This is a genomic window from Myxacorys chilensis, from assembly GCF_059505265.1.
This window is the reverse complement of sequence record NZ_JCACKG010000057.1, coordinates 1-23,408: the sequence shown is the minus strand read 5'-3', so window position 1 is coordinate 23,408 and position 23,408 is coordinate 1. Positions and strand designations below refer to the sequence as shown.

At 46.4% G+C, this 23,408-nt stretch carries 23 protein-coding genes; 15 read left to right on the top strand and 8 right to left on the bottom strand.

Translation table 11 applies throughout. From position 1 onward, the window contains the following. Window positions 1–294 precede the first annotated feature (294 nt). From AC5JLB_RS02815 to AC5JLB_RS02800, 4 genes are all read left to right on the top strand, one after another. On the top strand, window positions 295–921 hold the full coding sequence (locus tag AC5JLB_RS02815) for a DUF8810 domain-containing protein (RefSeq protein ID WP_495872339.1): 627 nt from the start codon (window positions 295–297) through the stop codon (window positions 919–921). Window positions 922–1,208: 287 nt separating this feature from the next. Beyond that, window positions 1,209–1,421 carry a PIN domain-containing protein gene (locus tag AC5JLB_RS02810; protein ID WP_495872340.1) on the top strand — a complete coding sequence of 71 codons (213 nt, stop codon included), beginning with the start codon at window positions 1,209–1,211 and terminating at the stop codon, window positions 1,419–1,421. A gap of 1 nt (window position 1,422) precedes the next feature. Then, window positions 1,423–1,623, top strand: a complete 201-nt coding sequence (locus tag AC5JLB_RS02805; RefSeq protein ID WP_495872338.1) for a hypothetical protein — start codon at window positions 1,423–1,425, stop codon at window positions 1,621–1,623. Between the two features lie 23 nt (window positions 1,624–1,646). Next, entirely contained in the window at window positions 1,647–1,805 is a 159-nt protein-coding gene (locus AC5JLB_RS02800) for a DUF433 domain-containing protein (protein ID WP_495872337.1), read from the top strand. A gap of 112 nt (window positions 1,806–1,917) precedes the next feature. On the opposite strand, the gene AC5JLB_RS02795 is transcribed toward AC5JLB_RS02800, so the two are convergent. Beyond that, window positions 1,918–2,505, bottom strand: a complete 588-nt coding sequence (locus AC5JLB_RS02795) for a GDSL-type esterase/lipase family protein (RefSeq protein ID WP_495872336.1) — start codon at window positions 2,503–2,505, stop codon at window positions 1,918–1,920. A gap of 557 nt (window positions 2,506–3,062) precedes the next feature. Between AC5JLB_RS02795 and AC5JLB_RS02790 the strand changes: the two genes are divergently transcribed. The 3 genes from AC5JLB_RS02790 to AC5JLB_RS02780 all read left to right on the top strand — a co-directional run bounded on the left by AC5JLB_RS02790 (window position 3,063) and on the right by AC5JLB_RS02780 (window position 4,429). Further along, entirely contained in the window at window positions 3,063–3,275 is a 213-nt protein-coding gene (locus AC5JLB_RS02790; RefSeq protein ID WP_495697438.1) for a DUF2811 domain-containing protein, read from the top strand. A 46-nt stretch (window positions 3,276–3,321) separates the two neighbouring features. Then, complete coding sequence (locus AC5JLB_RS02785; protein WP_495872335.1) at window positions 3,322–4,116, top strand: RecB family exonuclease; 795 nt, start codon at window positions 3,322–3,324, stop codon at window positions 4,114–4,116. Between the two features lie 109 nt (window positions 4,117–4,225). Beyond that, window positions 4,226–4,429 carry a hypothetical protein gene (locus AC5JLB_RS02780; protein ID WP_495872334.1) on the top strand — a complete coding sequence of 68 codons (204 nt, stop codon included), beginning with the start codon at window positions 4,226–4,228 and terminating at the stop codon, window positions 4,427–4,429. Between the two features lie 31 nt (window positions 4,430–4,460). Here the strand turns inward: AC5JLB_RS02780 and AC5JLB_RS02775 are convergent, their stop codons facing one another. The 4 genes from AC5JLB_RS02775 to AC5JLB_RS02760 all read right to left on the bottom strand — a co-directional run bounded on the left by AC5JLB_RS02775 (window position 4,461) and on the right by AC5JLB_RS02760 (window position 10,119). Further along, a complete protein-coding gene (locus AC5JLB_RS02775) occupies window positions 4,461–6,218 on the bottom strand; it encodes a protein kinase domain-containing protein (RefSeq protein WP_495872333.1) in 1,758 nt (585 codons plus the stop codon). A 584-nt stretch (window positions 6,219–6,802) separates the two neighbouring features. Then, window positions 6,803–7,324 carry a DUF3124 domain-containing protein gene (locus AC5JLB_RS02770; protein ID WP_495872332.1) on the bottom strand — a complete coding sequence of 174 codons (522 nt, stop codon included), beginning with the start codon at window positions 7,322–7,324 and terminating at the stop codon, window positions 6,803–6,805. Between the two features lie 164 nt (window positions 7,325–7,488). After that, complete coding sequence (locus tag AC5JLB_RS02765; RefSeq protein WP_495872331.1) at window positions 7,489–8,334, bottom strand: ion channel; 846 nt, start codon at window positions 8,332–8,334, stop codon at window positions 7,489–7,491. A 159-nt stretch (window positions 8,335–8,493) separates the two neighbouring features. Continuing rightward, window positions 8,494–10,119 (bottom strand): gamma-glutamyltransferase family protein, encoded by a 1,626-nt coding sequence (locus tag AC5JLB_RS02760; RefSeq protein ID WP_495872330.1) that lies wholly within the window; start codon window positions 10,117–10,119, stop codon window positions 8,494–8,496. A 141-nt stretch (window positions 10,120–10,260) separates the two neighbouring features. On the opposite strand from AC5JLB_RS02760, the gene AC5JLB_RS02755 reads away from it, so the two are divergent. Beyond that, entirely contained in the window at window positions 10,261–11,136 is an 876-nt protein-coding gene (locus tag AC5JLB_RS02755; RefSeq protein WP_495872329.1) for an SH3 domain-containing protein, read from the top strand. 119 nt (window positions 11,137–11,255) lie between these two features. On the opposite strand, the gene AC5JLB_RS02750 is transcribed toward AC5JLB_RS02755, so the two are convergent. Further along, window positions 11,256–11,399 (bottom strand): hypothetical protein, encoded by a 144-nt coding sequence (locus AC5JLB_RS02750; RefSeq protein WP_495872328.1) that lies wholly within the window; start codon window positions 11,397–11,399, stop codon window positions 11,256–11,258. 1,062 nt (window positions 11,400–12,461) lie between these two features. Between AC5JLB_RS02750 and AC5JLB_RS02745 the strand changes: the two genes are divergently transcribed. The 6 genes from AC5JLB_RS02745 (at window position 12,462) to AC5JLB_RS02720 (ending at window position 20,368) form a co-directional block, all read left to right on the top strand. Next, window positions 12,462–13,097, top strand: a complete 636-nt coding sequence (locus tag AC5JLB_RS02745) for a hypothetical protein (protein ID WP_495872327.1) — start codon at window positions 12,462–12,464, stop codon at window positions 13,095–13,097. 292 nt (window positions 13,098–13,389) lie between these two features. Continuing rightward, window positions 13,390–14,184, top strand: a complete 795-nt coding sequence (locus tag AC5JLB_RS02740; protein ID WP_495872326.1) for a class I SAM-dependent methyltransferase — start codon at window positions 13,390–13,392, stop codon at window positions 14,182–14,184. A gap of 15 nt (window positions 14,185–14,199) precedes the next feature. Then, entirely contained in the window at window positions 14,200–15,309 is a 1,110-nt protein-coding gene (gene tyrA, locus AC5JLB_RS02735) for a bifunctional chorismate mutase/prephenate dehydrogenase (protein ID WP_495872325.1), read from the top strand. Between the two features lie 199 nt (window positions 15,310–15,508). After that, window positions 15,509–19,078 (top strand): non-ribosomal peptide synthetase, encoded by a 3,570-nt coding sequence (locus AC5JLB_RS02730; protein ID WP_495872324.1) that lies wholly within the window; start codon window positions 15,509–15,511, stop codon window positions 19,076–19,078. Window positions 19,079–19,135: 57 nt separating this feature from the next. Next, on the top strand, window positions 19,136–19,345 hold the full coding sequence (locus AC5JLB_RS02725; protein WP_495872323.1) for a DUF6737 family protein: 210 nt from the start codon (window positions 19,136–19,138) through the stop codon (window positions 19,343–19,345). An 87-nt stretch (window positions 19,346–19,432) separates the two neighbouring features. Next, window positions 19,433–20,368 carry a hypothetical protein gene (locus AC5JLB_RS02720; RefSeq protein ID WP_495872322.1) on the top strand — a complete coding sequence of 312 codons (936 nt, stop codon included), beginning with the start codon at window positions 19,433–19,435 and terminating at the stop codon, window positions 20,366–20,368. 110 nt (window positions 20,369–20,478) lie between these two features. On the opposite strand, the gene AC5JLB_RS02715 is transcribed toward AC5JLB_RS02720, so the two are convergent. Both AC5JLB_RS02715 and AC5JLB_RS02710 read right to left on the bottom strand, forming a co-directional pair. Further along, a complete protein-coding gene (locus AC5JLB_RS02715) occupies window positions 20,479–21,882 on the bottom strand; it encodes a TldD/PmbA family protein (protein WP_495872321.1) in 1,404 nt (467 codons plus the stop codon). A gap of 122 nt (window positions 21,883–22,004) precedes the next feature. Continuing rightward, window positions 22,005–22,211, bottom strand: a complete 207-nt coding sequence (locus AC5JLB_RS02710; RefSeq protein ID WP_495872320.1) for a hypothetical protein — start codon at window positions 22,209–22,211, stop codon at window positions 22,005–22,007. Window positions 22,212–22,798: 587 nt separating this feature from the next. On the opposite strand from AC5JLB_RS02710, the gene AC5JLB_RS02705 reads away from it, so the two are divergent. After that, window positions 22,799–23,341: a YqeG family HAD IIIA-type phosphatase gene (locus AC5JLB_RS02705; RefSeq protein WP_495872319.1), complete on the top strand. Its 543-nt coding sequence runs from the start codon at window positions 22,799–22,801 to the stop codon at window positions 23,339–23,341. Window positions 23,342–23,408 lie beyond the last annotated feature (67 nt).

The following is a 23,408-nucleotide window of genomic DNA, read 5'->3' as shown; positions in this document are numbered from 1 at the left end:
ACGGCTAAACCACAGGGCTGATGATTTCCGGTCTTATTTAATCCACGATCCTAAGTTGCTTGTGATGAGTTTGGAGGGACTGCTCGATCGATAAGACGTCAGCAATCCCCTAAAACATCGCAATTTGGGAATCCTGAGCGCAAGTTCCTCAGCAACAGACTCTTCTAGAAGCCATGCAATCCCGTTGCTTTCGAGAGCAAATTAATCTCTCGATCAACCAAGCGATCGTTATTGTCCACGAGCACAGGCTCAATATCGACGCCCATGAACCCAGCGTCGTCGATTGAGGCTGATATGCAATTTGATACATTGAGCTATTTTGGTAATGATAAAACCGTTATTCTTCAAGTACTGATCTGTCTGTATTTACTATGTTTGCTCAATTCGCCTTTTGTTTGGTGGTACAGTCATCGAGTTTTTACAAAGATGCTTTCTGATGTAATTAACCCGATGGGATATTTATTCGAGAATCTTCCCATTGCGCCACCCACCGACGAAGTACGATCGCAGGTTGAACCGATCGTTGCTCGCCTCATCGAAATCACCAAAGCCAATCAAGAAGGCTATCGCAACGTTTTAGACTGGTTGCGCTCCAGATTCCGCATCGAAAAACCAGGACAAAAACTCGAAACCTTCGCCACCCTCACCCGCGCTGAAATGATCGACAAAGTGAGAAAGCGCATTCCCAAAGCAGGGAGCAAAAGCAGCGATCGGTTAGGCATCGCCGGACAAAAAGAAGTCACCCAAGCCTACAACGACTACGCCATTCCCATCCAAACCCGCACCACCGAAGCCCAACGCCTCGAACATCAACTTTCCAATCTAATCAATCAAGCCTATAGCTTAACCGACGAAGAAATCGACCTCATGTGGAAAACTGCGCTTCCCAGAACGCCAATTCAGCGCCAACCGCAACGGTAAAATAAGCTTATGGAACAGCACTACACAACTTACATGGATGTCTGCTGTCTAAACCGCCCATTCGACGATTGGCTACAACCTCGAATTCGCTTAGAAGCCGAAGCAGTTCTAGCGATTTGCAAGGCGAAGCTCCGCAGGATCGCTTCTCATTGTCAATCCGGCGAATGGCCATTAGTAAACAGTACCGCTCTTGAATCAGAGATTAGACAAACACCCAACCTCACTAGACAACAGCGCGTTCTCGATTCACTCGTTCTTGCTCACCCCAAAGTTTTGTTACCAAAGCAATTCTAAATAGAGCAAAAGAACTTGCGGCTTTAGGAGTTAAATCATTTGATGCCTTGCACATTGCTTGTGCCGAATCGGTCAATGTTGATGTTTTTCTAACGACCGACGATCGCTTACTCAGAAAAGCTCAAATTCATCAGTCAACGATTGGGGTTCAAGTTACTAACCCTGTAGTTTGGTTAATGGAAGTGTCTAAACCAGGAGACAGTTAAAATGACACCAATTGAACTCAATCAAAAAGGTTTCAAAGCATTAGTTGATGCCTTGGGCTATGTAGATACAGTCAGATTTCTAAAGCAATTTGATAATGGCAGTGGTGACTATACTCAAGAACGACAGCAATGGCTAGATCACCTCAGTCTTGATGACATTTGGGCAGACCTTCAACAGCGACAAATTGAGACTCAAGAATAAACAATTTAAGCCACAAATCCCAGATGCTGCTTCAGCGACAGGAAAACTCAATTGTAGATCGACCCCAAAATCTACTTTGGTCAACCTATATCCGAGGGCATCGTATCTGGGTATCCCTCGTCCTAGATTTTCTAGTCCGTAGAATGACCATCCAAGAAATTCTCGCTGATTACCCCCAATGAGAAACAGCAGATATTCTCGCCTGCATTCCTACGTGCAAAACGCCTAAAGATAACTGTCTGTGGGGGTTTTGCTATGCAAATGAACCTATGTGAATCTAAGCGAAATGTGAATCTAGGCGAACCAAGCTTTCCACGCCGCCCAGTTTTCCACAAGTCCTGCAAGCTCCGCGTATCCCGATGCCCTCGGATGCGCTCCGTCATACGCTGCAACCTCTCGCATCCAAGTATCAGACTGTCTTAGCGTAGAAACCGTTTCTAGATAGGGTACAGATAACGTTTCACACGCGATCGCCATCTGCTTTGACAGTTCCTCAATTCGGGCCGTTTGCTCAGCATCCTCAATCGGAGGTGCACCAATCATCAGCACTGGAAATCGCGGTTTAGCCGCAGTCAGAATCGCTCGAAGATTATCTAGCGAATGGGCGATTTCCACACGTTGCCGCCCGTTTTCCACAGTCGTGTCGTTTGTCCCAAACGAGAATACTAACCGCCCATCTCCCTCAGATGGAAGCCGCAACATCGCCTCTTGAAGCCACCGTTGGCGGAGTTGCGTGCTAGTCTCACGACGAATGCCTAAATTGTAGTAAGTCACCTCATGCCCGTTCTGCCAGGCCGATTGGCAAATCCTGCCTGCCCAACCGAGACAGCCTGGATCACCCGTACCATTCACAAACGACTCTCCGAAAAAGCAAACGCGCATAGTGTTCCCTAAGAAATTCTTAAATCATCATTGGACTCTGATTGGACTGGCAAAACTTTACAAAACTTTACAGTCAAATTTGTTTTCCCCATAGATTCCACAGGCAATCCACAAGACTTAGATTTCTTTTCCACACCTTTTCCACACCCTGCAAAAAGTTTTCCACAGGATAAGAAGATAGGAGCGGCATTCCTTCGTGATCTGTGGATAAGTTCGAGAATTTGCGTTTCCACTGTGGAAAAGCCCTTATTCTCTGAAGCAATGTAACGAAAAAACCGCTGAAACCCTCATTCTTCCGTTGGCTCATTTTTGTCTCTCGTAAGATTGTTACCTTTCGCGATGTTGATCTTCTAGGAGCGATCGCGCATTATGTAGCGACTAACTGAAAGCGCTCAGATGCAGCAGACCGAAGATTTCCCCAGGCGGGAGGTTGAGAGAACGCATCTGACTGGCGCAAGTTTCTGATGTCCGTTTTCTCAGAAATTATTCTTAGAATCCCAATCATCGAAACTCCAGTTGTCAAATTCATTCACGTTACTAACGATTTGAGGTTTGCTATGGATACCAACGTCAGCATTCTTGTCGAGATTCCTGAAACCCTGCACCAATCGTTTCTCAAATTTTTGGATGGTTGCCCAGAGTGGGATCAAGACCGCGTGATGTCGGCGGCGTTGTCGTTGTTTTTGCTGCAAAACCGCATGACCAACGATCGCCAAACCGCTCGCATCTATCTAGATTCTCTGTTTAAGCGTCCTGTTGAACAGCTTTAGTCCTTCAAACAACACGGTTTAGTTCTTTTTTGCGGATGGTTGAGCGATGTCGTACCAAATTTCTGCTACAAAATTGCAAGCGTATAACCGATGTCCGTATGCCTATTATTTGCGCTACGAGCGGCGATTCAACTCCAATGAATTTTTTGGCTCTGCCGCGTTGGGAACATCGTTGCACCAAGCGTTGGCAATCTTGCATCGGGATTGGCATTATCACGAGCCGTTGCCTAAACGGACGTGGGTTTATCATTGCTGGGATCAGGCAAGCGCAGGGTTGACACCTACTCAAGTCGAAGAAGGGCGCACCATTTTAGAAAGTTATTACGACAAGTTCATCACGCCAGAAGGTGCGCTGAGTAAGCCACTTGCCGTAGAGGGAAAGATCCAGGCAGTGCTGCACGTTGAGAACCTGGAGTTTCTAATTAGTGGGCGCTACGATCGCATCGATTTTATCAACGGCGGGCTAGAGCTGATCGATTACAAATCGAGCCGTGATCTCAAGATTCCGGCGAGTGATGAGATGGATTTGCAAATTGGGCTGTACTTTTTGGCGCTAGAGCAAACCTATCAGCAGAGTTTGAAATATCTCAGTTTGTGGTTTCTGAGAACGGGTGAAAAAGTCCGCTATCGGGCGACGCAACGCCACAAGAAACAAGTGCGATCGGTGATTTCTGGTCTCGCTTTGCGACTAAGACAGGATGAGACATGGGAACCGACGCCCGGAAAACAGTGCGATCGCTGTGCTTATGCTCGCTATTGTCCCGCCATTACAGCCGAGCCGTCCCCGCTTCCCGCTACTCTAAGCGCCTCTCCAGAGCTACAACTTGCGCTGAGACTGTAATTCGAAGTTCATTCATTTCTAAAATCTCCAACTCTAGTTCCCCCTGTGGGAGCTAGGGAGCGGGTTTTTCTGCGTCAGTAATTCTTTATTTAACGGTTGAGTGTTTAACATGAATCGATTTATCGAACTTTCTAGGCAACAAGAATTTGTATCCTTTCAGATCTCTATTTATAGAGACGATCGGGCTTACTGTGGCTATGCCGTTCACTGTTTCCGCAAGTCTTTTGCGCCTATTCCTGCACGAGTTTATGCTGCGCGTATTGCAGAAGACTTGCTGCTCAGCGAATGTTCTGTTCGGAAGTTTAACGGTTAAGCTTGACGGGATTAATTTGACGGGATTAAGTTTAACCGGGACTTGTAGAAGCCAGTTTCAGTTCATAAGGAATTGCTTTTCTCGTCTTGGGAACGATCACAATTTGATACGTTCCTGACTGTTCGATCTTTCCTGACCAAGACGGTTCTATCGATTCTCTCACTAAAAGCAAATCGTCAGGCGAAACGATAGAGAGGCTGGCGCTTTTTGAAGGCACTTTTAGAGACAGTTGAATCTTCTGTCCTTTCTGAAGCTGCACCGTGTAAAGTTTCCCTTGTCCAGCTTTCAGCGTTTCGGACAAAGTTGCTTTTGGTGTAATGTCTTTGAGTGTAGATTTATTTTTAGTAGCGTTGATCTGATTTTGCGCGATCGCATACCAGAGTTGACCCAATGTTCTTGGGTTTATTTGTTTTCCTTCTAACTCTGGAAACGAGTAGAGAAATTTTGCGTCCGTTAAAAGTTCAATTGACTGATCTGTGATTTTAGATGCTTGGAGTTCCAACAACCAAGCGTTGTAATTTGCTCGATTGTAGTTTCCCATTCCGATTTGCGATTCTTGACTTAACTGTTTTAGCAAGGTTGTCAATCTAGTTGCAATTGCATTCCATTCCGGTGGCTTTTCGGCGTTTAATTTATCTTTTAGCTGCGGATATTTAATAGAAAAGATTTCATCGACCAGTTGCTCTAGCAAGTCAGGGGAAACAGCTACCGTTCGAGGCGGAGCTTTTGAAGGTTGACTCGGCGATGGTGTAGCGGCTGGAGGAGTGTCTCCAATTCGTTCGAGCTTGATCGAGGTCATCGCGTTTTCAGCAGAGGCAAAAACAGTCGGCGATAAATGAAGAATTATTCTCCAGGCCGCAATGCTTGCAAGCCCAATCAAAACGGCGGCGAGAACAAGATCTCCGACCCTTTTTGAGGCAACGTTATTCTCCCAATCTTTGGGCTGAGTAGCCTGAAGCGCATTCATCACACGGCGAGCTGATGAGTAGCGGCGTTTTGGACTAGGAGATAGCATCCGATCGAGAATCTGCGAAAACTGAGGACTGATCGACACGCTTTGCCAAGTCCAGCGTTGCGTGTTGCTGTCGTAAAGATTTTCGGGAGGGCATCCTGTCAGAAGAACCAGCGCGATCGCGGCAAGAGCATACAAATCGCTGTCAGGTGCAATCCGATTTTCTAAGCGTTGCTCTGGTGGCGCAAAGGCAGTACATGGAATCAGGAGATGATCGACGGGTAAGCCAAACTCGACTAAAACAGGATGGCTACTGCGATTCTCTGAAGGTTCGCTCAGCACAATGCAATCTGGTGTCAGGTGCTGATGAAAAATATCGTGTTTATGGAGTGTGTTTAGAGTTGAAAGAATTGCCTCAAAAAGGTGTCTTACTTCTAATTCTGAAAGCGATTGTCCTTGCGCTAAGCGATCTTTTAGGAGCGATCGATAGGTTTGTCCAGCAATATATTCCCGCACTAAATAGAGACGTTGTTCGTAAATTAATGCTGTTTGATAGTGGGCAAACTGAGAGGGTTTGAGTTGGTTTAACTGCCCAAATTCGTGTTGCAATTCTTCTTTTAGGTCTTCTAAATATTGCTCGGATTGCTGCGGGTACTCGTTCAGATTCAAGTCCTGCGGAGTTTCTTCTAACACAATCCACTCTTCAAGCACACAGAATTCTTGCTGTTGCGTTTGATCGGTTGCTAAATAAATCCAGCCGCATCTGCCTTGTCTCAAGACTTTTTGAATGCGGTACTGTTTGTGCAGAAGTGAGCCAACTGGGAGAGGTAAATACATAGGAATGTCTGTTGCTATGAACAGCGTTCTAAAACTGTCTTCTGATTACTAGTATTTTGGTACTAATGTATCACTAGTCAATTTCTTGTGCCAAGTTTTATACCCAACAACTGATACTCAGTAGTAGGCGATCCTTTGGAGCTTCGCGAAGCGAATCGCAAAGCACTGAGTATCCAGTCCGATTTTTTCAACTCGCTCTAAACTTGATTTTGAGAACTGTACTATTGATTTCGAGAACTTGAATATTGATTACCAGAAAAGGAAATCTAATTTTGAGAATTGATAGATAAGTTTCGTTTAAGCAAAATCTAATTTGCTATAAGCGTTTATTGATTTTGAGTTCTGGTTTATTAATTTAGAGTTCTAGTTTGTTGATTTACCTCAAACCCAATTAGATATGCTGAGGGACTTAGCCCAAGTTGAGAGAAGCAACTAAAGCGATCGCACGTCTCAACAAAACAATCCTCTGCCTTACAAAAATTACGGCGACTGATGATGAAATATCTTGGCAGAATTGATAAGCAGAGCGAACCACTAGTATTTTGATTGCCTAAACTTTAGTAGATCATCAAGCGGATTTGCAGCTATTTGCTTTTCGTCGCCCGACTTTTGATTACACGCCCATCACTGATAAAAGAAATGCCTTGATTACCAGCTGTACTAATCATCAATGCCTCAATCACTGGATTAGATACTTGCCTTTCAGAAACCCACTCGACAATAAAGTTTGCACCGGCTCCACCGCTCGTGTCGTCCCGATTGATGACAAAGTCTACCGAAGCAAGGGGTCGAAGTTCCACAGGTTGCGTTAGATATTGACGAATTTGTTCACCATTAGTGTTGTAATAGTTCACCGTCGTCAGAATCATGCGCTGAGTCCGATCGGTGTTTCGGATACTTAGGGTGACGCTTAGTTCTAGTCTCTGGTTGCGATCGGGCGAATAAACATGAGAGTAAACAGGGACATAAACTGTCTGTCCAGCAACAATTTTCACTGTGTTCAACGTTACCGTTTCCAGTTGCGATGTAGGTTCGGGTGGCAGTGGTGAGGTACAGGCGGTGAAAATGATCGTTGCTGCAAGGCAATAACACAGATGTCGCTTCATAATTTCATCATTTATCTAATTTCAAACCCAATGAGATTGGAAGGATTTAGAACAATTTGACAGACTCTACTAACCAATCCTTGGCTTCGCAAAGCTGAGCAAAATCATGCTCTGTCTTACAGAAATTACGGTAACTTCCCATGAGATAGCCTGATACTTTGACGTTAAAAGATTTTAGAAGCATCATGAAATTTACTAAAATCAATTGCTGTACCATCAGGAGTTTTGATAAAAATATCAGTAAATTGATAATTCCAAAGAATGTCTCGAAGAATATAAGAATAGCGAGCGTGAATCGTTTGAGAAACAGTTTCATCAATTCCAGTTAATGAAACGACAACTTCAGTGTTGTCTCGTGATAAATTTTCTGGCGTCATTCCATACAACGGACTGCCGATATCAATAGGATGCATAGCTGTCCAGGTAAGACTAAACACAGGGTTATGGTCGCGGCTCAGTTTAAGGTCATAGAATCGTCGCATGACTTGACCTTCTTGCGTCACCTCATCCTGCACCAAAGAAACCCATAAGCGAGCTTCTAAAATCTGGTTAGTGCGCTGATTTGCCGTCCGAAACATCAGCGTTGGCACACCGTTATACGGCGCAATCACCGCCACTCGACTAAACAGCACCTTTGCCGTTGGGCGAGCTAATCTTGCAAATGCCAATCCTGTGACGATCGCAACGCCTAATAACCCCAGCATCGCCTCAATCGACACGATAATATTGGCATAAAAAGTATTGGGCGAAATGGCTCCGTAGCCAATCGTTCCCATCGTTTGAACACTAAAGAAGAAGGCATCCCAAAATGAACCCGGCTGCGCATTGTTCAGATTGTTGTCACCAGTCAGATACGCGATCGCAAACAGGGTATTCGTGCAAATGTAGGACAGAATTGTTAATATCCAAAACTGCGTCCAAGAAATGGTTAGCAGCAGGTAATACAGATCCTCCCAAGGAGACTGCTTCATTCCGAGCCGAATAACATTGGGGCGTCCTTTCGAGTTCAAAGATCGTCGTACCGAATCTGAAACTATGCGAAGCGGATCGCCCTGAACGTGACTTTGATCAGCCTTAGGTCGTGAACCGCGCCCTTTTCGCGCCCATCGATTCTGAAATTTGCGCATAACCTGTGCGATCGCTAGGATGATGGAAATTCTAGCGCCTTTCTACCAAGCCAAGGCAAGCCCATCCGCTCGTGGTTCTGACGCCGCAATCAGCGTTTCGCCCGATCGCAAAATAATTTGCCCACGACCAAACGCACTCGGTTCAGCTGAAAGTTGAATCTGATGAGCGCGATCGCTCAGCCCCACTGCTACCGTTGGAAATACAGGCGGCTCTAACAATACTTGATCTTTAGCAATCCATCGCCACCGGGGAGCATCTAACGCCGCTTGTGGATTCATGCCGTAATCAACGAGATTCACCACCATTTGCAAATGTCCTTGCGGTTGCATCGGTGCGCCCATCACACCAAACGGCCCGATTGGCTGATCGTCATAGCTCAGAAACCCTGGAATGATCGTGTGAAACGGGCGCTTTCCAGCCGCCACTCGATTGGGATGCCCGATTTGAGTGGAGAATCCAGTGCCGCGATTATGTAGTGCAATTCCAGTATTGGGAATCAGAATCCCACTCCCAAAGCCGTTGTAATTCGATTGGATGAACGACACCATCAAGTCCTCATCAGCGGCAGCTAGGTAAACGGTTCCCCCTTTCGTCATACCGGATGTAGGTAACGGGATGGCGCGATCGCCAATCAGTTGTCGCCGCTCTGCCGCGTACACTTTGCTCAGCAATTCTTCAGCCGACAGCTCCATAAATCGCGGATCGCTAACGTGGCGATAAACATCGGCATAGGCTAACTTCATCGCCTCGATCTGCATGTGATAACTCTCGATCGAGTCTCGCCCATGTTGAGCGAGATCCAATCCTTCTAAAATGTTCAACGCCATCAGTGCCGCAATCCCTTGAGTATTGGGCGGAAGTTCCCAAACCGTTACGCCCCGATAGTTGGTTGAAATCGGCTCGACCCATTCGGCCTGATGGGTTGCCAAGTCTTCCCCAGTGAAATATCCGCCTGTCGTCTCGGCAAATTGGACGATCGCATCCGCCAAGTCTCCCCGGTAGAATGCTTCTCCTCCGGTTGTAGCGATCGCGCTCAAGGTTTTCGCATGGTTTGGGCTGCGCCAAATTTCCCCCGCACGCGGCGCTCGTCCCTCTGCAAAAAATACCTCCTGAAACGGCGCAAATTCCTCTCCGCTCAACGACACAAAGAACGCTTCGGCTCGGCTCCACGCTCTCGCCACTTCTGGAGAAACCGGAAACCCCTGTTCTGCATACCGGATCGCTGGTTCAAACAAGCGCTCAAATGGCAGTTTCCCCCAGCGCTGCCAGAGGCTCTGCCACGCTGAAACGGCTCCCGGAACCGTAGGCGTCAGCCATCCCAGTGTCGGCATCTGTGGCAGGTCAGCAAACAGCTCAAGCGGCAGACCACGCGGGCTTTTCCCCGACGCATTCAGCCCGTGCATCCCACCATCCCACACCAGCGCAAACGCATCTGAGCCAATGCCGTTCGATGTCGGTTCAACAACTGTCAGTGCAATTGCCATCGCGATCGCAGCGTCCACTGCGTTTCCCCCGGCTGATAACATTTCCATTCCCGCCAGTGTTGCTAGAGGTTGGCTCGTTGCGACGGCTCCGCAAGATCCTATCACCAACCGACGCTGAGAGGCGTAAGGATAGTGGGTTAGAGCGTCAGAACTGAGGGCGCGTTCTAGAGGATGCGATTTCAAATGAAGCTCCTTTATGGCAATTAAAAACTAGAGAATATCAGTCTTTCGAGCTATGAGAATGATCCGGAAAGCGATCGCTCATCTGTGGATTTAGATCATAAGAGGACGCGCCCGCTTTGAGTCCTGGGCAGTCACCATACTATGAAATACCAAGCCGCACTACTCTCTGGAGCCGTTGTTTTTTCTGCAGCGATTGGTTCCGTCGCCGCCGTCACGTACTTTAACCGCAGTTCGCTCCCCATCATTGTGGATAAAGCGCCGACTCAAAACGATTTGCAACCTGCAAAACCCGCGCCGTCCTCGGTTCCAACCGTTCCTCAATCTCCTCAGCAACCGTCTGCAACGCTTGGGTTGCAATCATCTGACTTGACCGATTTTCCTCACTGGCGCATTAATCTTGTCGATGAATCTTCGCAGTTTCCTGACTTTGCTCAATTTTTAGAGAAAGTGAAGCAAGCGGTTCGCGATCGCGATGCTGAATTTATTCGTAGTATTGTCACGCCCAAAACGAAACTAGGCTTTGGCGAACAGCGCTCAATTAGCTATCTCAATCCTGAAAATCCCCAGTCGCCATTTTGGACAGATCTAGAGAAAGCACTGGCACTCGGCTGTACCAATGAACGAATCTTTTTCTCCTGTCCAACGACGTTTCGACAGTTTAACGGAGCGATTAAAGATGCTCCGTCTGACCAAAAAGCATTGGCATATGAAACCTCTGTGATTGTAGTCGGAGAGAATGTGAGTGTGCGATCGCAGCCTGATTCAAACGCTCCGCTCGTTGCTATCCTCTCTAACGAAATTGTAAAGTTCGATCGCGATACCTTCAAACAAGCCATGCTGAACACGCCTAAAGTGGTTCAGCAAAGTGACCTCAATGCTTGGACTCCCGTGATCCTGCCGAATGATAAATCCGGATACGTTTCAAATCGCTACGCCTACAATCCGTTAGGATATCGAGTCCTGTTTGCTAAAGAGAACGGTAAGTGGATCATGCAGGCGTTTGTTGTAGGCGACTAATCTCTCTTCATAACTATCTCTTTTGTAACCGGTCTTTGCCACTGGTGTTTCGCTTGCGGTGCAATATCAAATCTTCTTTCACCGCGAGCAATGCGAGTGAAGTCACGTTTGAGATGTGCCTAGCGTAGTTCCGACAAGTTTTTGCTATTCTGCTTCACCTGCGATCGCGGCAATTCGTTTTCGGCTTTGAATTCCTCGTACTGCCGCTCTAATTGCTCGATTCGCAACACCAAACTTCGCACTAGCTGTTTAACACTTTCCAAAGTTTATTCCCAGCCCGCTTTGCTGATCTCGTCCAGAAATTTGGGCAGCTCAACTCATCTGGTCGCATTAACAACAGCTATCTACAGATTTCCCAAGCACACACTGTCATCCCCTCGAACCGTTACGTTGATATGGGAGTGCGTAAATTGTTTAGGCGATGGGCTAGAACTCGCCTCTTTCAGCTGACTTGAGTCTTGCTGGAGTAACCGAAAGAAAGATAACGAACTTTTCTCAATTAAACCTTTGATACTTTTACTCTTTACATAATTTTTTCTTAACCGAGATGCGCCCAGCTATGCATCACCCTTAAGACTGATTTTAAATTTGCTTTATAAAAAGCTTAAATCTGATGAAGATTGATAGAACTAAGTAGGGATTTTGAATCCGTTTAGTAGGATGAGTCTCAGAAGTCAGTGCTTTTACTGTTGAGTGTTGAAGATCACACAACATTTTCAGCGATTTAACTGATGACTGCTAGGGGTTCATCGCTTCTTGAAGCACTGTCAGATGTTTAGACAGGCGTTTAGACAATGATTTAGGTTTGTTACTTGATAAACCTAAATCATTGTTGGATGTCTGAGTAACTTACTGACAGCTACGAATAATAAAATTAAATCCTGGGAGAGACACGAATTCATTTCACAAGATTTTCTATTGTAGTGAACGACTGTAGTGGACAACAGATCCACTCGTTACTTACCAATAGTCAAGCCATAAAGTGCACTGAACTACTCTGTGCTTTATAGCAATCTTAAGTGAATAACCAGTGGCATTTCTTCAAATAGGGAAATCGAATGTTTCTTTGTTAGTCTAAATCGAAATTGTCTTGATTCAATGCTTCAGACGAAGTTTGACCAAGGTTTGAGGCTCAAACTCTGGTTCAACGCTCGATCCCAGAACTGCAATCCTTGAAAACGTTAATCCTTGAAAACGTTGTGGAGTCGTTCAAGAAGCTACCCGGACTATTACTAATTGACACAATTCTGCAATTCTTTTGTGCTTGAAGTATTCTCAATTTGCTTCGCAAACTCTGAACTTTAATAGTTAGTGAGGAAGACACGATGAGCTGGTTAGTTAGAGTTGATCACATCACCTATGCTTGTGCCGAAGGCATGATCGAAAAGTGGGCATGGTTCCACATCGAAGTTGAAGGTGGAAAACTAGTGACCCGAATTGATGATGTTGATCCTGATAATTCAAAAAGCAGCATGAAGCTCTGGTGCATTGATTATGGTGCATTTGGGATTGCGTTAGTTGAGGGCATTGATCGAAGCGACAAATCTCAAGCGACCCTTTTTGTTGAGCGGCATGGGGATCATAGTGTTCAACACGTTGCTTATGACACGTCCAATTTAGACAGCTTCATGGAGCGATTACAGAAGCATGGCTTCGATGTTTTAGGAGAACCCATCTCAAAGAAAGATGGATTTGGAATTCTCAAACAACTCTTCTGCAAAGGCTATTCTGATCTCAGCCCTTCAGAAACACAATTTGCAGAATACGTACAGCGTCCCAGAAGCATCAAGGAGGAACTCGAAGTGACCTTCTCTCAACAAGCTGGTAAGGGATTCTATCGACAAATCGAAGAAGCAACAGCTGAAGGACGCAAAACAACATTTACCAACTTCTCTGCAAAACCTTCTAGCTGGCAACCCCCTGAAGTTGCACCACCCCTCTCTGCAAGTTATGCCAAATAGGACGAAACAGATGAGGAGCAAGGAGATTAACCGTGTAAAAAGTTCGTCTCTGGGGAGGAAAAACTAGATTATGGCTGCCTTGACGTAATGTATGCGGCTACAAAAGTAGAAACCTTCATTTAGGTGAGCCATGCAGAGCCATTTTTGATGAAGTGGAACATCATAAGTTAGTTATTAAAGCTCTTGCAGAACCGGGTTTACAACAAGGGCTTTACATCTGTCGAAGTGTAGACCGTCATCAAGGGACAGCGGTTTACACTCCAGCTAAACTCACTAATCCTCAAACATTCACATGGAAAGTAAATCTCTCAGTCAGGGTCAGCAATCCAGTTCTCGTGAATTTGCTAAGCAAATCCTTCGCAATCTCGGACTTGAGCAAGTAGCCCGTAAGCTCCGAGAATCCCTATTCGGAAAGACACAGAGTTCAGGTAAATCTCTTGGATTAAGTGATCACTTATCGAGCTATCTTCAATCTACCTCACTGAGGGAGCATGAGGTTTCGGCTCAACTCCGACAAGAAACAGAACAACATCCTTGGGGGATTATGCAAACTCCCCCAGAAGAAGGACAATTCATAGCACTGCTGATTCAGTTGATCGGAGCCAAGAAAACAGTAGAGGTTGGTGTCTTTACCGGCTACAGTACACTTGCAGTTGCTCTTGCTCTTCCACCGGACGGCAAAATTATTGCCTGTGATATTAGCGAAGAAGATACTGCAATTGCACGGCGCTACTGGCAAAAGGCTGGCGTTGACCATAAAATTGACCTTCATCTTGCCCCAGCTCTTAGCACACTGGATCGTCTCTTAGCCGAAGGGAATGCGAACACCTTCGACTTTGCCTTCATTGATGCTGATAAGCAGAACTACGATCACTATTACGAACGGTTACTTCAACTCGTGCGTCCCGGTGGGCTGATTGCGATCGACAACGTCCTCTGGGCGGGGCGTGTTGCAGACCCTGCAAATCAGGAACCAGAGACACTTGCGATCCGTTCGTTGAACCAGAAAATTCACCACGACCCGCGAGTTGTGATCAGTCTGCTCCCAATTGCTGACGGGCTTACGCTTGCAATGAAAAAGACTTAAGGAAGATGAGTGGTTATGGCTATACCTGAGCAACTCCAACAGATTGATCAAAGTTTAATTACACTGCTACGCGAGCGAATCTCGACTTTGGCAGCATTGGGGGTTCCTTCAATGCAGGAACAGCTCTCGAACTACAAATCTCTGCTGATGCAGATGGGTGTCTCGGAATGTGCCTGGAGCAGCATTATCATAAGCTCTATGGCTGCTCTAGCCTCTACGCCCTCATTACCGTATGAGGTTGAACCACGTAATATCACTGTGATTGGGGGACGCGGTGTGATGGGACGCTTTTTTACCGATCGTTTGGTTGCAGCAGGTCATTGCGTTCGCATTCTGGAATATGACGGCTGGGAGCAAGCTGATAGTTTATTGGGCAATGCTGATTTAGTCCTAATCTGTGTTCCCTTTAAAGGGACGCTGGCAGTGATTCAGAAGGTTGCTCAACACGTCGCTCCAACGACCATACTGGCAGATATTGCCAGTACCAAGGTTCCTACTGTTGAGACAATGCTGGACAGCCATCCGGGTCCTGTTGTAGGGCTTCATCCTATGTTTGGTCCTGGAGTCAAGTCCTTTTTGAGCCAGAAAGTAGTGGTCTGTCCAGGGCGTGAACCTAATGCTTTTCAGTGGTTCTTAGACTTGATGGAAGCGGAAGGCGGCAAGCTAATCACTTGTACGGCCGAAGAGCACGATCGCATGATGGTAGCCGTGCAAGCAATCCGCCATTTTGCCACCTTCAGTCTAGGTGTTTTCTTGGCGGAGGAGGGGATTTCTATTGGTCAGAGCCTCGATTTTGCTAGCCCGATTTATCGTACAGAAATCAATCTGATTAACCGCCTGTTTGCTCAAGATGCATCACTCTACATCGATATCATGCTGGCATCACCAGATCGGTGTGAAGCGATTACGCGATTAACAAAAACAAGCGATCGTTTAGCAAATCTCCTGGCCCAGGAAAACCGGGCTGCCTTAATGGCTGAATTTGAAGTTGCTCGCGAAACATATCGAGATGACGCAAATCGGGCACTCCAGGAAAGCAATCATATCATCAACACCGTGAGCAATTTTCTAGCCGCGAACGACGTTGAAACGATGCATTCATCATCAGCTTTAGCATTTAGCTAACGATCGCAGATTTCTTCTATTGAAGAAACCGTAAAGGATCAATCAGGATTTCTTGGGTGGCTCTACCGTAATATCGCCATGAAGCGTTTCTCATGCTGAATTGCGATTAAAACCAGAATTTGTTTTGTTATATGTGCCCAAAGAACTGCACACAACAAGTTTGTTTATCCTCATCCATTTATCTCCAGGTACTCAAACAATGGTTGAAACCTCACCCATCCGTCCTGTACTGGCAACGGCTGTAGAATCGTCAACTCGGAACAGAACGCTCAATCACATTCAAAGTTCTGATCAGACATTAGACGAGATCGGGCAGAAATCTACTGTTGATGAACCTGCCATTTTGCAATTGCCCAACGATTTTCCCAAAACACCTTCTACAACCTACCAGCCTGGTTATCACAGATTTTCTTTGTCTAATGAGTTAATTGAATCTCTCAATGCACAAGCTCAGCAAGAAAGCACTAACGTTCGATCGCTGCTGCTGGCTGCATTCAACGCTTTACTAAATCGCTACACTCACCAGGAAGTGATTGATTTGGGATTGCTCATATTGGATCATGACAGTGACCAAGATTACGCAACAGAAATCAGCAGTTTAATCCACGCTGAGTTAGATATCCGAGACTTAGTTCATCATGTTTCTGCAACTCTACGAGCGATCGCCCCGAAGAACTTGCACGATTCGCAAAATCAGTTAGCAGGTCAACGGAATCAACAATTAAGGCTGCCGGTTATCGCTACCTTTATCAAAGATAGCTCTAGCATTGAAGATGAAAAACACTTGATTTTAGAGCTTCAGCAACAACACCATAGATGCATTAACAATATAGATTTGAATCTTGTGATTCTTGAGCGAGAACAAGACATCACTGGAATTTTTGTATATAACTCTAACCTTTTTGAGGCAGATACAATACAGCGCTTATCGAATCACTTCCTGGTACTGCTATCGGGAATTAGCCGAGATTTGAATAGTTCGATTGCACAGTTACCTTTATTAACGCAAACAGAACAACACCAACTGTTGGTGGAATGGAATAGCAAAACAGCCAACTATCCACAGCTTCCTATTTATCAGCAGATTGAGACTTATGCAGCCCAGAATCCAGATCGGATCGCAGTGACCTGTAAGGGACAACGATTTACTTATGCAGAGTTAAACCAGCGCGCTAACCAGCTTGCTCATTATTTAAACAGCGTAGGAGTTGGAGCAGGCGTTCGAGTTGCGGTTTGTGTTCAACCATCACTAGAGATTGCCGTTAGTCTGCTAGGCATTCTCAAGGCAGGCGGCGTCTATGTTCCTCTCGATTCGACTCACCCCAAAGACCGCCTGATATCAATTCTAGAAGATACGCAAGCGAAAGTTTTACTCACACAGGCGCAACTGCAACCGGGATTACCTGCGATCGCAGAACACACCCTTTGTCTTGACCAAGATTGGGAGATCATCAATGCGTTTCCAACCCACAATCCCAAAAACGAGATTTCCCTTGACCAAACTGCCTACATTATTTATACCTCCGGCACAACTGGTAAACCAAAGGGAGTGATGGCAAGCCACAGAAATTTGGTGAACTATATTTTTGCAACTCAAGAGCGGCTTGGCTTTGACCATCATGATGTTATGCCCTCGATCGCTCGTTATACCTTTAGCATCTCCATATTCGAGCTATTATCCCCACTCGCTGCTGGTGGAATTCTCACTATTCTTGATCGAGAGCATGTTTTAGATTTTGCTCAAATGGTCCAAACCTTGGAACAGCTAACCATGATTCACACTGTTCCTAGCTTGATGCAAAAACTGTTGGGATATATCAAAGACAATGACATCAATATCCAAAAATTTCAGGGTGTTAAACATGTGTTCACAGGAGGAGATACAGTTTCTCCTGATTTACTAGAAGAGATAAAGGGCATCTTTCAAAACGCCAATGTTGCTGTTCTTTACGGCTGTAGTGAAGTTAGCTCTTTATGCGCCACCTATCCGGTTCCGCGAGATCAAGCCGTGACAAAGAGCCGAATTGGTAAACCCTTTAACAACGTTTCTATTCGTCTGTATGATTCGCAACAGAACTTAGTACCAATCGGTCTTCTGGGTGAAATTTATGTAGGCGGTGCAGGGGTGACAAAAGGTTATCTCAACCAGGAGGATTTGACCCAGGAGAAGTTTGTCACAATTGATGGGCAACGATTCTACCGAACAGGAGATCTGGGGCGGTTCGGAGCCGACGGCAATCTGGAGTTTCTAGGGCGTGCGGATTTCCAGATTAAGCTGCGTGGAATCCGGATCGAGCTGGGTGATATTGAAGCGACCTTACGGCAGGTTCCCGGCGTGCGTGAGGGAGTCATTATGGCTCGTGAATTTGGAAGCAGCGAAAGTAGATTAGTTGCCTACGTGGTGTTGGATCAAGTAGAGAATCCTTCGATCGAGGAGATCTACCGCTTTCTGCAGACCAAATTACCAGACTACATGGTTCCTGCCGCATTTGTAGTGCTGGAGGCGATGCCCCTCAACCCAAATCAGAAGGTCGATCGTCGAGCCTTGCCAATGCCCACGTCTGCAAACTTGGTCGGTCTCACAACGATCGTTTCACCTCGAAATGAATGGGAGCAGCAACTGACCCAGATTTGGCAAGCCGTCCTTGGAATTCAACTGATTGGTATTCAGAACGATTTCTTTGAACTTGGAGGAGACTCGCTGCTGGCAGTGCAGATGTTTGCTCAAATCGAAGAGAAATTTGGTAAATGGCTACCGCTCAGCACGTTGTTATCTGCTCCTACTATTGAACAGCTTGCCACGGTTCTACAATCTAGTCAGACCCAGTTGCAGAATTCATTAACACTGATCAAAACAGGACAGGCAAAACCACCTGTTTTCTTCATCCACGATGGGGATGGCGAAACGCTGCTCTACCGTTCTTTGGCATATGCTTTAGATCCAGAAGTGCCAGTCTACGGCATTCAGCCTTGTAGCTCCAATTCCTGTCCAATCCTCCATACTCGGATTTCAAGCATAGTAGATTACTACATTGAGCAAATTCGTCAGGTGCAACCGCAAGGACCGTACTTTTTAGGAGGGATGTGTGCCGGAGGGATGTTGGCGTTTGAGATGGCTCTGCGGCTTCAAGAACAAGGAGAATCGGTTGAGATGGTTGCTCTCATTGAAGCGGCTGAGGCTGAAGCCACTAAACGAACTGGATATATTGCCAATCAGCGTCTCAAGAGCCTTTCAACAGGATTAAGTGGCAATGACCACCTTAAACCGCACAAACGACTGCTTTACATACTGAATCAGATCAGAAAGAAGACAACAAATCTAACTATTTATGAATCTCAGAAGCGACTTGGAAGCATTCGCGATCGCATTCAGCTCAGGCTACTGAGAAACTATTTGGAAAGAGGTCTTCCTGTACCCAAAGTGCTGTGGGGAATTCCAGTTCGGAAAGTTTTGCTGTGGGCAGAACAAGAGCATGTTGCTCAGGGAAAGTTTGTAGGGGAAGTATTGCTGTTCCGAGCCACTCAGAAAAGCAGTATTTTTGATGATACTCTCGTCGACGACACCCCTTACGTTGAACTTTATAGTGATCCGTTGTTGGGATGGGGCAAGCGGGTAACTGAAAAAGTCCAGGTGTATGATATTCCTGGTGGGCATTCTAGTATGCTTCAAGAACCCAATGTTCAAATAATGGCTGAAAAAATTCAGGCTTATTTTGATACAGCGATCGCGATTGAAAAAACGCCTGCTGTGCTTCTACCCCAATCATAAACAGTTCTCGCAGCCCCACAAAGCAATGCAATTAGTGCAAAGTCAGGAACCGCGTCTATGAAATCTCCGATAAATGTTTGGGACTATAAACCCTGGTGGTGTCAGCCTTGGTCGATCCTACTTACAGGTGTGGCGCTAATTGGCGGGAGTTGGCTCTTGCTGCATCTGATTTGGGTAACGGTGCTGGTGGCAATTCCGGTAGTGACTTGGATGGGATTTTTTCTGCTCGTCTATCCAAAAGCGATGGCGAAAAGTATGGAAAACTGACTCCTCGTACTTTAGAGCAGAACTTTTGTAATGTTTCAATCGATTCCATCGGGTGAACACTGAAATGGAAATCGATTGAGCTATCCAATGATTGATCACACTCAGATTGGAATTTTCAGAAAAACAAGCCTGCCATTCTTGTCTACGCTAACGGTGCTGTTTATCAATGCGATCGCGCCTAGTCAACTTCTTGCAGCACCCGCTGATTCGGCTAGCGAAGAAAAAATCTCTCAGCAGTTAGTTCTACGGATTCTAAAGTGTCCTTCAGATTGTCTCAAAAACATGAAGCTGCTCGTAGGTCGTCTGCCAGAAAAGCTACCCGTAGACTTACCGCTACCTAGCAATGCGAAAGTAATTGCAACGCTAGTTCGGAGTCAAGAACATACAGAAGTTATTCTGGACGCAACACAGTCTCCTGAGCAGATTCGAGCTTTCTACAAAGCTCAGCTTCAAACTTCTGGCTGGAAAAGCCCACTTAGCTACAGTCACTTTAATAGTGAACCTGGCTTTGTCGCTTCAGATAGCACCGACAATCTGCCTTTGTATTTCTGTAAGAGCGCACAAGGACCAAAGTTAAGCATTTCATCTGGCCGTGGAAGTGCCAATGAGCCAACTGATGTTCGTCTCTACTTAGACAAAGATTCTGATATTTGCCAAGAACCGCAAGCTCAACAAACTACAGAGCCAAACGAGCAACTACCTTTACCCAGCTTGGTTGCTCCATCCAGCATTCAAGTCAGCACTGCAACCTCTATTGGAGGCAATGGCTATGGTGAAAACTTCTATGCTTCTGCCCATCTAGAAAGCCGCCTCACTGCTGCTGCAATTCAGGCTGCTTATGAAGAACAACTAACTCGCTCAGGATGGACGAAGTTTAGCACCCACAAGGATGAGTCTATTCTCTGGAGTTCTTGGAAATTAAAAGGTAAACAGGGGCAATACTTAAACGCATTACTCACCTTCACACCAAATGAGAACAAAGCAAATCAATACACTGGTACGATTGTTGTGACAAAGCAGTAACTCAACGTAGATGGTGTCTACAGCGTTTTAGAATGCAGCGATCGCCTTCCAATCTTCGCTAAACGCTATCCTCCGGAGCTTGCTACCACAAGACAAGCTCTGGACGATCACTACTCTTCAGCGGCTTCTCCGCCTACTACCACATCCCGAATTCTGAGACTCGGACCGCCGCAACCAACCGCCAACCCGCTTTGTCCGCCTTTACCGCACCCGCCCGACTCATCCCAGAAAAAATCATCCCCGATCGCTTCGATATCTGCCAGCGTCTTAAACGCATTGCCCGAAAGCGTCACATCTCGGACAGGCTCCGCCAGTTCACCATCGCGAATCATCCACGCTTCCCCAGCCGTGAAGGTAAACATCTCTCCATTCGTCATGCCGCCGATCCAGTTGCGGGCATACACCCCTTCTCTAATGTCATTAAACAAATCCTTCACAGGCGTCTTTCCCCGCTCGATCCACGTGTTTGTCATCCGTACGATCGGTGCATACTGATAATTCAAACACCGAGCGTTTCCAGTCGGCGTTTCCCCCAACTTACCTGCCGTTTCACGAGAATGGAGCCGCCCCACCAATACGCCATTTTCAATCAACTGCGTGGTCGTCGCTGGAACCCCTTCATCGTCGTAAAAATAGCTGCCGCGATGCTCTGGAATGGCCGCTCCATCAAAAATCTGTAGCTCTGGGGAGCCGAACCGTCGTCCTAGACTCATCACCTCTAGCAAGTCAGGATTTTCGTAGGCCATATCCGCTTCTGAGAGATGCCCAAACGATTCGTGGACGAACAAGCCTGACAAGATTGGATCAATCACAACCGTGTACGTATTGCCTTTTACAGGAGGCAGCGCTAAAGAATTCACCGCCCGTTGTGCCGCCGCTTTTACTGGCTCATCTAAGCCCAGCAAGTCTTCAAATGCCTTTCGAGAGCCGACCGTTTCTCGCCCCGTCTGAACCGTTTCGCCATCGCGAGCCGTCGCGGCAAACCGCATTTCGATATCGATCCAAGATTGTTCGATCAGCGTCCCGTCAGAGGTGGCGAGAATGATGCGCTGAGCGCTGTCTCCGTAGCGTACTGAAATCGTTGCAATGCGAGGATCAACGCTGCGTAAGATGTCGCCATAGTGCTGACAGAGTTCTCGTTTTTGAATCAATGGAATCTGACGGGGATCGGTTCCAATGATCGCAACCGTTCGAGAATCTTGAATCGGTGTCACCGGAGCCAAGATGGTTTCATCATCGCCCACCAATCGAGCAGCAGCGATCGCGTCTTCAATCCGGTCTTTTAGACCCGATAGCTGATTGAAACTCGCAAATCCCCATCCGCCCTTATGACACGCTCTAACCTGTCCTCCAATCGAGATGCCTTCGCTGAGGGCCTCAATTTTGTTACGTCGCAGAAGAATATCTGTGCCTTCCGCCGACTCTAATCGAATGGCGAGATAGTCCACTTGATGACGGTAGCGATGCATCAAGTCAGACAAGAGATTTTTGGCATCAGCGAGGGCATTGCTCATGAGACAGAGAAGCGTAACAACTGCCTTCATTGTGCAATCAATCGCAGCGGGTTGCAATTGAATTTCAGTATATGTGTTCCAGAATAGCGTTTCAGTTCGACTCTAATTAAATTCGACTTTAATTAAACCAGAGCAAACTGAGCCAAGGAGAACCGATTCTGCGCTTCCCGAATAATTTCGCCTGCTTGAATTGCCTCCTGAAGCTCCTTTAAAGCATTGATGTCTTTAGCGTCGCAACTGCCGATCGCCAGTACTTGTCGAATTAACCCTTCCGATTCGACACTAAGGCACTTGTTCTCTAGAGCAGATTGAACCAAAACTTGAAGCATTGCAGCAGAGATCTCAACAGATCTGGTGGGTGACTTAGCTTCTATTATTGAAAATCTAGAGGTTAGCAGCGCTGATAGCGATCGCGCTTAGAAGTGACATCACCTGCAGATGCTTGTGATTCAAAACACTACTACGTCGTTCTGATTGCAATAGAGACGTGTTTTGAGTGACGATCGCGGGCGTCTCTATGCTATTCGGGTTGCATGTGCTGCCGATCCTTTCGCATTAGGTGATAGAAAATGGATGTCTGCAAGGCCGAACTTGCTTATTGACGCAGAACGCATTAACAGCATCTTGAAGTTTGGATAAAGATTGCTCGTTCTCTCGGATAAGGCATTGCGGGCATGAATACTCGTATGTCCATTACTTTCCTTTATGACAGTCCCCGTTCTTTCCAGGGCGAGGGAAGCAGTACCTAGAAATCGTAATCAGACGCGATCGCCGCGACTGAGATAGCAAACCCGCAGACGCGTTGCTAATCGACTTGCCAACTTTAATTGATCGTTCTCCTTTAGATTTCGCCGCGCTAATCTGCTGATTTCTTAAACCATTCTACTTTCTGAAATTTTAAAGGATCAATTTATTAGTGAAACTTCTACAAAAACGATTCGTTCGGAAAACGCCGTTTAATTTTCCACAGCGAGCTTACAAGCTGGCGAGTATAGATTTAGAGTCGCTGATCGGGCAAAACATTCAGGGCGTCATTCTAGATTTGGACAACACGATCGTATCTGAAGACGATCGCTATCTCTCTCCGGGCGCTGAGGCTTGGATTGAAGAAGCAAAGCGGAAAGGCATGCAATTTTTTATTTTGTCTAACGGGAAGCGTCGCTATCGAGTTGTGGCATGGTCTGAGCGATTGGGCATTCCGGCGATTAGTCCTGCTCGGAAGCCGTTTCCGTCTGCCTTTCGTCGGGCACTGTCTCGAATGCGGTTGTCTCCTCATCAAGTCGTCGTGATTGGCGACAGTCGGCACACCGACATGTTAGGTGCTTGGCTAGTTGGATGTTCAAGCATTCAGGTTGCGACATTGCCCCACCCGTTTCGCTGGTGGGAAAAACTTTTAGGAAAGTGGGTGCAAGTGCCGTATCACGCCAAGCACGAGCTTTGGGATTTAGATCCGTTTTAGTCTTTTTGCAAGCTCAGCTCGACTTTATCCATTAGGCAGCATAGCAAAGTGCCTCTAACCAACAGCT